Origin of the sequence: cf. Phormidesmis sp. LEGE 11477, from assembly GCF_015207105.1 — a bacterium.
Taxonomy (GTDB): domain Bacteria; phylum Cyanobacteriota; class Cyanobacteriia; order Phormidesmidales; family Phormidesmidaceae; genus Phormidesmis.
The window spans coordinates 32,790-44,279 of the sequence record NZ_JADEXO010000045.1; the positions used below are offsets into that span (position 1 = coordinate 32,790).

Below are 11,490 nucleotides of genomic sequence, written 5' to 3' on the forward strand. Positions count from 1 at the left end.
TAGAGAAAGCACGTCTGCCGTCTACTAATGTGCCCTCATACTGCAACTGCCTGCGATCGCACGGTATCAGAGCCCACCTGATCCTCTGATTTAGGATGAACGACAGTGACCGAGCAGGGCGCGTGACGAACAAGATAGTTGCTAATGCTGCTATGACTGGTGCGATCGCGACTGCCAGCTACAATCAAATCGATATTGTGGTTCTTGGCGATGTCGCAAATTTTTCGCTCTGGCATTCCTTGAACTTGAATATGATTGGCTGCGACACCAGCAGCCTCCGCCTCTACCCGTTTCTGCCTGAGCAGTGTACCGTAGCGATTTTCAAACTGCTGCCAGCGCTGTTCGTACTCCTTTTGTACAGGGCTTTCCACATCGCTCAAAAAGCTGCCTACCAAAACCTGAGGATGCTTAGGGCTATCAGAGGCAAACGCATCTAATACATGAACCAAAAGCAACTCTGCCTTTAACGCTTTAGCCATGTCTAGGGCCGTATCAAAAGCCCATTCACTAGAAGCTGACTCGTCTATAGCAACTAGAATCTTGCTCAGCATGGTAAATAACTCCTACTCTAAAAATATTTTCTGTATCGTACGCTACTGATTATACGAGGCGTGCAAGAAATAGTCAGCGAAGGTTGCTGTTTCTTAGCAATTTGCTTTTGTAGCCAGTAAGATAGCCAGTAAATTAGTTCAAATATGGCGCTAGACAAAACGGACAGACCTCCTCAGGAAGATGTAGTCAAAATTCAGAACTACTATCAGCAAGCAGCCTCACTGCTGCTCTATCAGTCAGTACTAGATGGAGCCATTGGCAAAGCTTTCATCCGACTACTCGAAACGCTACTAGCGATCGAGATACTTGATATAGAAGCAGACTACTCAACCGCTAGGATGCTGGCAGCTAAAAATGCGTCCCCTGTCAATAGCACTGTATGGATAGCCTCTTGTCGCCGAGCCTACGGACAGTGGTGCTTTGCTCTGGCCGCGAATCAAATAAGCTGGCAGCAATATCTTATTCAACAGCTTCTCGCTGCTGACAATCCGTTTTCCCAACAGGCGCAGCGCCTACCTGCAACTATTGAAAACCCCAACGAGAGCAACTTAGCCAATCACTTTGCCCCTAGCACACTCGCCGCCGCCCGTTACGATCTAGCTATCCTTCACAGTCTCTATTGTCTACCGACAGAGCAGATTGGCGCATGGCTACAGGGACTCTGTGGTAGTACCGGCAGCGACGCAGACGACGTGGACTTACCCGCTGTTCAATCTTCTGAGCTGGCATCAACCCTGCCTGTCGCCTTCCCTGACAGCCTAGATTGGACAGATGCCATCCGAGAACTGACGGTCTACTACCGGGCTCAGGGCGTTGGCTTGTTTGGGCAATTTACTGCATTCCGGTGGAACGCTGCTGCTGGTCGGCTAGCGGGTATTTCGACGCCCGATCCGATTCGGCTGGCTCAGCTAGTTAGCTACGATCACCCAAAACAACAGCTCATTCAGAACACAGAGTTCTTGCTGCAGGGCCACACCGCTCAAAATGTATTGCTCTATGGCAGTCGCGGTGCGGGTAAGTCTTCTTTGGTTAAGGCGCTGCTAAATGAGTATCGCGATCGCGGCCTGCGCCTGATCGAAGTGCCTAAAGCCGATTTGCCAAATCTGCCTCAGATTCTAGAACCGCTCAGTCAGGCTCCGCAAAAGTTTATTATCTTTGTCGACGATCTATCCTTTGAAGACGACGACGAAGACTTTAAGGCACTCAAAGTCGTGCTTGAAGGTGGGGTAATGGCTCGTCCCCAGAACGTAGTTGTATATGCAACCTCAAATCGTCGCCATCTCATTCGTGAGTTCTTTGACGAGCGCCCTCGGCCCAAAGATGCCGACGAAATTCAGGCTTGGGACACGGTGCAAGAAAAGCTTTCGTTTAGCGATCGCTTTGGTATAACGCTGACTTTCTCCCCCGCCGATCAGCCGACCTACCTGACGATTGTCCGCGAACTCGCCGCCCAAGCGGGCCTGAAGATAGAAGCTGATAACCTAGACTGGCGAGCCCGGCAGTGGGCCACTAGGAATAACGGTCGCTCGGGGCGCAGCGCTCGGCAGTTTGTCGATTTTTTGATTGCGGAGCAAAAAACGCAATAGAGTTATTTGCACAGCGCAGTATCGACCTCTAGAATTCCTCAGCTATGGCGGCTATAAAACGGGGCGGTTCTAACCTGCGATAGAAGAAAGGTTTAGGCGTTCTGCCTTTGGATTAAAGGGCAGCGCGTTTACATAGGGATAAGATTATGACTGCTTCCCCGACTTCACCAGATAGCCATCTAGCTGAGGGAGCGTCGTCTTTACCAAAATCAGTTCAGCAATACTTTGAAACGGCAAATGCAGGTGACTATGAGCAGACTTCGGCTTTGTTTGCAGAAGACGGGCAGCTAGTGCCGCCGTTCGAGCAGCCAATTGTAGGAAGAGATGCGATCGCCCACTATCTAACCGCCGAAGCCATTGGCATGGACTTCACGCCACTAAAATATGAAGCTGTAGGCTCAGAAGAAGGCCCAGAAGAAGACTCAGAAGAGTCAGCCTCTGACCTCTCAACAACATCTCAGCCCTGCTCTGCTAAACATAGCCCTGCTCAGCACTGGCTCGTCAGAGGCAAAGTCAAAACTCCCCTTTTCGTAGTTAACGTTGCCTGGGAATTTGACCTCAACGAAGCCCAAGAAATATCTAGTGTAAAAGTTAAGCTCTTAGCAAAGCTGAACGAACTTCTAAGGCTGAGATCATAGCGCCTCAGGCTATCGACTGTTGCAAGGCATAGGCATAAGAACAACATCTCTAAAGGCACAGCTTAGCTACTTCAGATGTAAGAGATTATTAATACTGTTGTTCTAACTTCAGAAGGTCGTATTCCAAGCGTGTAACTCACTACATTGTAAACAAGCGAGTAATTCTTAAGTACTTATCAATAAGGCATACAAGAAATTCCTATCTTGACAGTGAAAACGTCTTCATCAAGGTGCTTCTACGCCAAAGAGAACAGATAGAGAAGATAAGAAATACGCGCCGTAAATATAGAAAACAAACTTACAAGGAGATAGTTTATGGCTACTGCTGCCGACTACACGACGTCACAAAAAGAGCAAAAGCAACAGTTTGACGGGCTCAGCGCCGATGAAAAGCTTGCAACTCTATGGTACGTATACGACGGACTAGGCGAAGAGAGGCTCGAAAATCCCGACGACAACAAAGAGTCAGATAGCTCTTCTGACCTGTATGACCAAGTTAAGGGTAAGCCTGAAGAAGAACAGCTTCAATTTATGCGCGATATTCTCTCTGGTGAGAGCAACGACCTAACCAATGCGTACAACAGCTTGAGCAACACCACTAAAATTGCCCTTTGGTATCGCTTAGGCCAGGGCATGGCAGAAGGATCTGTTATTCAAGTACCTGGTGACTACGACCTATCCGATACCGCCAAGCAGCTAGTCGGCGCTATCAACGAAATGAGCTTCGAGCAAAGCTATCTCTTTGTCCGCGATGCCATTCTAGGATAGATGCAAGATAGCTATGAAGTAGAACTCAGTCATCTCTATCAGCACTGTCTATCAGTATTTATAGATGACTAAAGCTCTCTAGAGCCGCTATTTTATATAAGCTAACTTCTTATATTTTCACTATGGCGCGCTCAAATACGCTACAAACTGTCACCCTTGGACCCAAAGGCCCAGAAGTTCCTGCGTTAGGACTCGGCACCTGGTCTTGGGGTGATTCTCTTTTTTGGCAGTACGGCAGCGCCTATGGCATCGATGAAGTCCGAGCTGCCTTCAAGGCATCTTTGGCTGCAGGCGTCAATTTTTTTGACACTGCCGAAATCTACGGCTTTGGCAAGTCGGAGGAACTAATTGGTCAGTTTATCAAAGAGAGCAGTAGGCCCGCCGTGATCGCCACTAAATACATGCCCGCGCCCTGGCGCTTCTCGGCTCAATCGGTCGCCGACACCCTGAGCGCTAGTCTCAAGCGCCTCAAGCAATCCTCCGTCGCCCTCTACCAGGTTCACTGGCCCTTTGACTTTCTCATGAGTCAAAAGACTCTAATGAATGCGCTGGCAGACGAGGTAGAACAAGGACGAATTCAGGCCGTTGGTGTCAGCAATTATTCTGCTAAGCAGATGCGCGAAGCCCATAGCTATCTGGCCCAGCGAGGCATTCCCTTAGCCGTCAATCAGGTGCAATACTCTCTGCTGCACCGCAATATCGAAGCCAATGGAGTGCTTGAAGCAGCGCAGAATCTAGAGGTGACGATTCTAGCCTACAGCCCACTAGCTCAGGGGTTATTGACTGGCAAATACACAGTAGGCAGCGATCTTCAGCCAGCAGGGGCAAGGAAATTAGATCCTAAGTTCAGCCAGAAAGGATTACAGAAGATTGAACCCGTACTGGCGGCGCTGCAATCTATCGGTAAAACCTATGGCAAAACGCCCGTACAGGTCGCGCTCAACTGGCTGATTTGTCAGGGCAATATCGTGCCGATTCCGGGGGCGAAAAATGCGAAGCAGGCAGAGCAGAATGCTGGCGCACTCGGCTGGGCAATGACAGAGTCCGAGTGTGAGCAGTTGAGCAATGTTTCCTTGCCCTGGGTGAAATAGTCTAAGTTTTTGATTCTGAGTTTATAGTTTTCACAGGTTGCGATGGCTTTGCCTCAAGCCACTAACCTAAGTCATCTACGATTTCAGAACCGCCCTGTAGCAAATAGTCATAGTTCCCTTTCCCTACAGATTTTTCTAGTGTTTTGATGACCTTATCTGCGTTGTCATAGGGACCATTGACGTAGAGAGGTTTGCCATCTTTCCCGAATTCAAGGGTGGGGAGGTCATCCTCGCGTCCCAATAGTGCTTTGGCGGCTTCAAAATCTGGATGAGGCTCAAATCATAGCTGCCTCGCATAGTCTACAGCACCCCATACGCTCGCCTGGGCCTGACGCAGCGATATCTCTGCAGTATCTTCTGCAAATTTTGAGAAGACGACCTCCTTCATCTGCTGGTACTTGGCGGCGCTGTTGAGTTTGCGTGAGGAGGCATCTTTCACCCCGAGACAGTAATAATCGAGTAAGAAAGTGGCAGCGGCGAACCCACTGCGCTGCTGGCGAACGACCATGACTGTGCCTAGACCAGCACTGCCGCTGAATTCTGGGTCTTTGTCTGTCAATAAAGCGCTGACCATTGTGCTGTTGGCGAAGCAGGCTTCAATCGGCGGCAGCTCTCCTTTGGCTAAGCTCTCTTGCTGCTGGACGGCTGCTTTTCGCTGGATGGCTAGTTTGACCTCGGCGGGTCGCAGTCCTAGTTTTCTAGCAATTTGTTTAGGAGCGACTTTGCGATCGCGCAATCTTTGAATCTCTTCAAGCTGTTCAGGCGTCATTCCCATAGTCTCCTTCTAGTTTGTTGACAGTGAACGTGTTATCGTCACAAACTTCGTTGATCATTCTCGATTAGAGAGATCCGAAGCCCTATTCAAAAACTGCGTATATTCTGGCTGAAACAAGAGTTTGACAGTGCCCGTCGGCCCGTTCCGGTGCTTAGTTAGGATAATTTCAGCAATACCCCGATCGGGCGTGTCAGGATCGTAATACTCTTCGCGATACAGCATCATAATCAAATCTGCATCCTGCTCGATTGCGCCCGAGTTATGTGAAACAATGCCATCTGCCATCCAGGCGGCTGGCCCTGGCACAGTTAGGTCATATACTGGCTCTTCACCAACCGCTTCTATAGAGACAATATCGTCCCAGAAGATGTCTGAGGTTGCAATCTCTGTAAGTTGTTGACTTTCTAGGATGTTTGCATAGCTCAGCACAACGTCTTTGGTCGGCGAAAACTTGAAGTGAGAAGTGCCACCATAGGAAGTCCCTCGTAGCATGGCCATACGACGCTGAGAAATTCTCTTTTCTCGCATAGCCTGCTTAACAATACTGAAGACCTCAATTGGAACGGTATCTCGATCAGGATTTGCCACGGCAATGCGATCGCCAACCTTTAAAGAATTTAGCCGTTGCCATCCGTCAAATGTGTAGAGGCGGTGTTTGGCAGTGGCTTTTAGCCGCCGTCCGCTAGCGGTCGTAATTTCGTAGACAGATTTTGTGCCGACTTCCCACACTAAATCTGTTTTGGCCTGAATCAGCCTGCCCTGCGTGTCCATGCTAATGACATCAGGCGTTTGATCAACTAGATCGGCAATGGGTAAACGTCTGCCATCAGCTAGCCATACCAAAGTATCTCCGGTGACACACTCTCGTAAATCGGACATCATAGGTCTTTTGTTTGTACGAGATTCCACGCCGCGACTGAGCTGTGAAAGCGCAATAATCGGAACGTTGAGTTCTCTAGCTAGCCCTTTGAGCGACCGGGTTATCTTCGACAGTTCCTGCACTCGGTTGTCACCCGTACCTTCCATCAGCTGCAGGTAGTCAATCAAAATCAGCCCCAACGCACCGCCCTGTTCAGCTTGCAATCGCCGGGCTTTCGATCGAATTTCTGTCACGCCAATGCCGGGCGTGTCATCAATAAAGATAGGCAGCTCAGAGAGTGTGTTGATCGCATGGCCCATCGGCCCCCATTCGTGCTGAGCAATCCGCCCAGTTCGCAGTCGGCCACTTTCAATCTTCGCTTCAGAAGAAAGCAGTCGGTAGATTAGCTGCTGCTTTGACATCTCCAAACTAAAAATAGCGACTGGCTGCTTGTGCGTATCGGCAATATTTCGCGCCACGTTGAGCACGAAGCTGGTGTTGTGAACACAGATATCGTTGGCAACAAAGTTGTGAGTCCCTGGAATTGTCAGGTCATAAACCTGCTGTAGTCCGATTGACTCGATAGAAACGATTTCGTCCCAGTACAGATCGCTGGTCGCCATATCCTGTAGCGGCTGATGGGCTACTGCCGTTGCTAAAGCTGATAGGCGAGAGCGACTTAAGGCACGTTTGCCAACATGAATATTGCTTGTTCCTGCAAGTCCAGCTCGCTTGGCTAGTCCAGTCCGGCTTTCTTCACCCTTAGCAGTACGTAAATCGTCCCAAACTTCAGTAGGAACCAAATCTTTGTTCGTGTGATATTTTTTGGCTTTTATCGCTTCAGCAACCTGGTTGACGGCTGCTTCTTTGCTGAAAATACCAATTTCATCGGCGAAAGTCTGGAGGGCGATCGCATCCGTAATATCCAACTGCCAAACCGATCGCCAGGCGTTCTCGTACTTTACCTGACGCTGCTTGAGCGCTGCGATAATGCCAAAGCGCAATAGCAAATGTTGAAGTTGCTGGGCAAGCTTCTCACAAACTGAGGCGTACCCGATTTGAGCCTGCCCACTGGCTAAGACAGACGCCCAGCCATCGGTTGCAAACAGTCGATTCAAAAACAGAGCTAGCTGCGTTTTGGGTAGCGTAAAGACGAGGCTGGGGATGACTTTATTGTGAGCGCTACATCCCCAGAGATGAAGCTCCTCTAACCAGGCGCTGACCGGATTTTTTCCAATCCATCGAATCGTCTCGAATCCCTGTTCAGAATCTGTCACGACCGCCAAAGAAGGCGTGCGAGAGCCTTGGCTGCTGTCAATTCTGACTTTGACGGTCGGAAACTGACAAGCCGCCTCGGTAAAGTCGGTTTGCATCAGCGGATTCGCATTGGTGAACACAGGCGAACTACCCGTTAACCCACCGTCGCCGATGAAGTAGGCCAATAGCTTGACCTGGTGTTCAGGAATAGGACGATCGCCAAAGACGGGAAGCTGCCGAGGGACGGCAATGCGATCGCCCACCGACAGCTCAGCTAAAGGACGCCATCCCTTCATCGTCAGATAGGGATGGGGCAAGGTTGTCTCAACCCGTCTTCCCAAACGAGTGGTAACCCTGAAAACTGGCTTGATGCCATCATCGACAAAAGCAGAGGGTTGACTAGCTTCGAAGCGTAGTCGCTGATTGAGCGTCAGCAGATTGGCCTGGCGCTGGTGATAGATGGTTTCAATCGTCTGAACGGAGCCGTCCACCTGTAAGATTTCGGCACTAGCACTAAGGCACTTTCCCATAGCCGGACGCGCTGCGGTAATAATTAGATCAGAGCGTTGAAAGCCCTGAGTCATGGCATCTAGGTCGTAGAACCCACAGGAGAGTCCGGGCAAAACCATGCCGAGCGATCGCTGCTCAATATCGGTAAACGTATCGGTCAGAATATCCGAAGTTTTGGTCAGACCTTGAGTCGGGCGCTCTTGAGTAATGCCAAACAGCGTTTGCTCAGACTCGTCGAGCACATCTTCTAGAGGCGTTTCAGTTTCGTAGCCCAGCTGAATAATTTCTCCGCCCGAGCGAATCAGCTGACGACGGGTGTATTTATCCATCACCAGCTTGGCGTACTGGTCGATATTGGCCGCGCTGATGGTGCGATCGACGAGCTGCGCCAATCGACTTTGCCCACCCACTTTTTCTAGCGCGCCTTTGTCCTTTAGCCAAGAGGCAATGCCCATCATGTCGGTCGGCAGCCCCCGCGCCTGCAAGTCTAGAGCCGCCTGATAGATACTGCGATGAGCGCCGATATAGAACGCTTCGGGCACCAGCAGCTCTGTGACCCGACCAATCGCCTCTGGATCGATTAAAACGCCGCCGAGAATGGCTTCTTCGGCCTCAATATTTTGGGGCGGCAGGCGATCGGCAGCGGGCTTGAAGCGAGGTTCAGAAGCAACCATTGGAAGAGAAGAATGAAGGGGGAACGATGAATGATGAAGTGTGGTTTCAATATAAAAGGGTAGAGAACAACTATGGATCTCTACCCTTATAAATTAACGAACATTTGTACTGTTCGACGATTTGATTAAATTTGAATGGTTTAGCTTAGATGGTTTAGCCTCCATAGGCTAGGCGGACACCGACTAGTCAGGCGCTACCCGCAGGTTGATAGTGGCAGTTACTTCGCTATGTAGCTTAATATCTACCTTGTATTCACCTAGCTTGTTGATGTCGGGCAGGCTGATATCGCGCTTGTCGATCTCTTTGCCAGCGTTAGCTTGAATGAGCTCGGCAACTTCAGCCGTGGTAACGGTACCAAAAATCGCCTCGTCTTCACCGACCGCTTTTTTGACGGTGAATAGGCCAATAGTGTTGAGCGCAACTTTAGTGGCTTCGGCTTCTTGCTTGATCGCTTCTAGACGCGCTCTTTCGCGCTCGCGGCGGATTTCCACCTGCTTCAGAACGCCAGGGGTGACGCGGTAGGCCAAGCTGCGAGGAATCAAGTAATTGCGGGCATAGCCGGGGGCTACTTCTACTAGATCGCCCGTGTTGCCTAGTTTGTCGATGTCCTGGCTAAGGACTAGCTGAGTTCTTTTTTTCGCCATTGCTTTTAATATTACTTTCCATCGCAGCGCAGCTTTCTAGTGTATGCAACTTGGGTCAAAGGTGCAACTGTCAGAAATTATCCAGCCTAGAAATTATCTTTTAGCCGACGAATATGGGCAAAGACGGCGATCGGGTCTCGGCTGTTGGCAACTGACTGGAGGATAGGGCTATTCCAGCGCAAGAAGGGATTGGTCGCTTTTTCGATGGAGAGTAGAGAAGGAATAGTGGGCCGATTTTGCTGACGCGCCGTCTTGACAGTAGATAATCGCGATCGCAGCTCCTCATTCTCGCCTTCAACAGTGATCGCAAACTTGAGGTTGCTCAGCGTGTATTCGTGGCCGCACCAGACATGGGTATTGTCTGGTAGCTGGCGCAGCTTGGCTAGAGAGGTCGCCATCTGAGAGGGCGTTCCTTCAAACAGCCGACCGCAGCCGCCGGCAAACAGCGTGTCCCCACAGAACAGATCGCCTGGTTGATCAGACTTATCCACATCGACAGGCGGAAAGTAGTAGGCGATATGGCCTCGGGTGTGGCCAGGGACGAATATGACTTGCCCGGTGCGGTCGGCAAAAGCGACGCGATCGCCTTCGCCTAGAAAATGCCTTTGCCCCGGAATGCGCCCCTGATCTTGCGCGCCGCCATAGACTTCAGCCTCTGGGAAGCGATCCAACAGCTCACGATTGCCGCCGACGTGATCGTTATGGTGATGCGTGTTGAAGATAGTGGTGAGGGTCGCGCCGAGCTCGTTTAGCTTTTGCAATACCGGTGGCGCATCGGCTGGATCGACGACGGCAGCCGTGTTGTCAGCCGGGTTGTGTAGAACAAAAATGTAGTTGTCTGAGCGGGCGGGCAGGCGATAGATTTTCATCTGGAGCAGTGCATTAGTATAGAGACGTTGCTGCGATCTTAATGAACCTTTTGATCGGTTTTCGTCCTGCGTAGGTGCAGATCTTTTGTCATGGTACAGTTCAAGCCATCCAAGCTGCTTCGCCCTGATCTACCGACTGAGCATGATCTGCCCTCTACTGATGGCCGCCCTGTGGATAATGAGCTGCAATTACTGATACCGATTTTGCTACGCGGTGTTCTGGAGCTGGCTTGGTGCGATCGCGATGATTGGTTCCTAGGCGCAAACATCGGTCTTTATTACGAACCTAAAACGCCTGCAGTCGGCCCTGATGCCTTTCTGGCTTTAGGCGTTCCCCACTACCGCGAAGGAAAAGACCTGCGGCTTAGCTATGTGCTTTGGCAAGAAGGCGTCATGCCTCTATGGGTGCTAGAGATTGTGTCGGACAAGCCTGGTAAAGAATACGGCAAGAAAATGAGGCTGTATGCCGAGCTAGGCGTGCTGTACTACACCGTTTATAATCCGAAGCACTCGAAGCGCGACCAGCACGACGTCTTTGAAATGTATCGTCTGGTGGATGGGGAATACGTCCGTCAGCAGGGAATGCCTTTCTGGATGCCAGAGCTGGGCCTGGGTTTAGGAGTGGCTAGAGGCAAAGAATATCTGCTGCCTGCTAGAGACTGGCTGTATTGGTATGACGAGGCAGGAAATCAGTATCCGACAAAGGATTCTGTGATCTTTCAAGAGAGGCAGCGCTCTAGTCGGGCGGAACTATCGTCTGAGATAGAAAGGCAAAAGGCTGAGGCAGAAAGGCAAAAGGCTGAGGCAGAAAGGCAAAAGGCTGAGGCAGAAAGGCAAAAGGCTGAGGCGGCGCAGCGAGAAATGGAGCAGCTGTTGCAGAAGTTACGCGATCGCAACATAGATCCAGAAACGCTGTAGTTAGCCGTTAGCTAGAATAGCCGTTAGCCGACTGCTTTTCGATAACTGATTGCCTGATAGCTGGCTGCCTTATCACTGGCTACCTTATCACTGGCTACCTTATCACTGGCCTTGTAACTAATTGTTGTATCAATTCCCATAGATTTACCGGAACGCAATGCATCTACCATGATGGATAATGCCAGAGAAATTCTGCTGAATTGTACCCGTTTAGCGTACACACTGGAAAACCCTCCCTTGTATGTTTAGAGGTAGGAGCGGTAGACCCAAATCCCCTAGAGCAGAGAGTGCCGTCGCAACGAACGAAAGTGGAAGTCTGAGAGTCTTCTGAAGTACGCTAAGCGTAGG

General features: G+C 50.4%; 12 protein-coding genes. 5 read left to right on the plus strand and 7 right to left on the minus strand.

Annotated elements, in window-relative coordinates:
- Positions 1 to 35: 35 nt before the first annotated feature.
- Positions 36 to 551 (minus strand): universal stress protein, encoded by a 516-nt coding sequence (locus IQ256_RS14455; RefSeq protein ID WP_193856249.1) that lies wholly within the window; start codon positions 549 to 551, stop codon positions 36 to 38.
- A gap of 144 nt (positions 552 to 695) precedes the next feature.
- Here IQ256_RS14455 and IQ256_RS14460 point away from each other — a divergent pair, with 144 nt between their 5' ends.
- The 4 genes from IQ256_RS14460 (at position 696) to IQ256_RS14475 (ending at position 4,635) form a co-directional block, all read left to right on the plus strand.
- A complete protein-coding gene (locus IQ256_RS14460; protein WP_193856250.1) occupies positions 696 to 2,138 on the plus strand; it encodes an ATP-binding protein in 1,443 nt (480 codons plus the stop codon).
- Positions 2,139 to 2,284: 146 nt separating this feature from the next.
- Positions 2,285 to 2,776, plus strand: coding sequence for a nuclear transport factor 2 family protein (locus IQ256_RS14465; protein ID WP_193856251.1), 492 nt, complete (start codon positions 2,285 to 2,287; stop codon positions 2,774 to 2,776).
- Positions 2,777 to 3,091: 315 nt separating this feature from the next.
- Positions 3,092 to 3,544 (plus strand): orange carotenoid protein N-terminal domain-containing protein, encoded by a 453-nt coding sequence (locus IQ256_RS14470; RefSeq protein ID WP_193856252.1) that lies wholly within the window; start codon positions 3,092 to 3,094, stop codon positions 3,542 to 3,544.
- 122 nt (positions 3,545 to 3,666) lie between these two features.
- A complete protein-coding gene (locus tag IQ256_RS14475) occupies positions 3,667 to 4,635 on the plus strand; it encodes an aldo/keto reductase (protein WP_193856253.1) in 969 nt (322 codons plus the stop codon).
- 61 nt (positions 4,636 to 4,696) lie between these two features.
- Here IQ256_RS14475 and IQ256_RS14480 read toward each other — a convergent pair whose 3' ends face one another.
- The 5 genes from IQ256_RS14480 to gloB all read right to left on the minus strand — a co-directional run bounded on the left by IQ256_RS14480 (position 4,697) and on the right by gloB (position 10,224).
- Positions 4,697 to 4,876, minus strand: a complete 180-nt coding sequence (locus IQ256_RS14480; RefSeq protein ID WP_193856254.1) for a hypothetical protein — start codon at positions 4,874 to 4,876, stop codon at positions 4,697 to 4,699.
- 39 nt (positions 4,877 to 4,915) lie between these two features.
- Positions 4,916 to 5,410: a hypothetical protein gene (locus tag IQ256_RS14485; RefSeq protein ID WP_193856255.1), complete on the minus strand. Its 495-nt coding sequence runs from the start codon at positions 5,408 to 5,410 to the stop codon at positions 4,916 to 4,918.
- A 54-nt stretch (positions 5,411 to 5,464) separates the two neighbouring features.
- Complete coding sequence (gene dnaB / locus IQ256_RS14490) at positions 5,465 to 8,710, minus strand: replicative DNA helicase (RefSeq protein ID WP_193856256.1); 3,246 nt, start codon at positions 8,708 to 8,710, stop codon at positions 5,465 to 5,467.
- A 183-nt stretch (positions 8,711 to 8,893) separates the two neighbouring features.
- Positions 8,894 to 9,355: a 50S ribosomal protein L9 gene (gene rplI / locus IQ256_RS14495; RefSeq protein ID WP_193856257.1), complete on the minus strand. Its 462-nt coding sequence runs from the start codon at positions 9,353 to 9,355 to the stop codon at positions 8,894 to 8,896.
- Between the two features lie 86 nt (positions 9,356 to 9,441).
- On the minus strand, positions 9,442 to 10,224 hold the full coding sequence (gene gloB, locus IQ256_RS14500) for a hydroxyacylglutathione hydrolase (RefSeq protein WP_193856258.1): 783 nt from the start codon (positions 10,222 to 10,224) through the stop codon (positions 9,442 to 9,444).
- Positions 10,225 to 10,314: 90 nt separating this feature from the next.
- Here gloB and IQ256_RS14505 point away from each other — a divergent pair, with 90 nt between their 5' ends.
- A complete protein-coding gene (locus tag IQ256_RS14505) occupies positions 10,315 to 11,142 on the plus strand; it encodes a Uma2 family endonuclease (RefSeq protein ID WP_193856259.1) in 828 nt (275 codons plus the stop codon).
- A gap of 23 nt (positions 11,143 to 11,165) precedes the next feature.
- On the opposite strand, the gene IQ256_RS14510 is transcribed toward IQ256_RS14505, so the two are convergent.
- Positions 11,166 to 11,363 carry a hypothetical protein gene (locus IQ256_RS14510; protein ID WP_193856260.1) on the minus strand — a complete coding sequence of 66 codons (198 nt, stop codon included), beginning with the start codon at positions 11,361 to 11,363 and terminating at the stop codon, positions 11,166 to 11,168.
- Positions 11,364 to 11,490 lie beyond the last annotated feature (127 nt).

Bases quoted from the DNA above. Each gene is read 5' to 3' on its own strand.
- IQ256_RS14455 (WP_193856249.1), bottom strand. From the start codon at position 551: ATGCTGAGCAAGATTCTAGTTGCTATAGACGAGTCAGCTTCTAGTGAA.
- IQ256_RS14460 (WP_193856250.1), top strand. From the start codon at position 696: ATGGCGCTAGACAAAACGGACAGACCTCCTCAGGAAGATGTAGTCAAA.
- IQ256_RS14465 (WP_193856251.1), top strand. From the start codon at position 2,285: ATGACTGCTTCCCCGACTTCACCAGATAGCCATCTAGCTGAGGGAGCG.
- IQ256_RS14470 (WP_193856252.1), top strand. From the start codon at position 3,092: ATGGCTACTGCTGCCGACTACACGACGTCACAAAAAGAGCAAAAGCAA.
- IQ256_RS14475 (WP_193856253.1), top strand. From the start codon at position 3,667: ATGGCGCGCTCAAATACGCTACAAACTGTCACCCTTGGACCCAAAGGC.
- IQ256_RS14485 (WP_193856255.1), bottom strand. From the start codon at position 5,410: ATGGGAATGACGCCTGAACAGCTTGAAGAGATTCAAAGATTGCGCGAT.
- dnaB (WP_193856256.1), bottom strand. From the start codon at position 8,710: ATGGTTGCTTCTGAACCTCGCTTCAAGCCCGCTGCCGATCGCCTGCCG.
- rplI (WP_193856257.1), bottom strand. From the start codon at position 9,355: ATGGCGAAAAAAAGAACTCAGCTAGTCCTTAGCCAGGACATCGACAAA.
- gloB (WP_193856258.1), bottom strand. From the start codon at position 10,224: ATGAAAATCTATCGCCTGCCCGCCCGCTCAGACAACTACATTTTTGTT.
- IQ256_RS14505 (WP_193856259.1), top strand. From the start codon at position 10,315: ATGGTACAGTTCAAGCCATCCAAGCTGCTTCGCCCTGATCTACCGACT.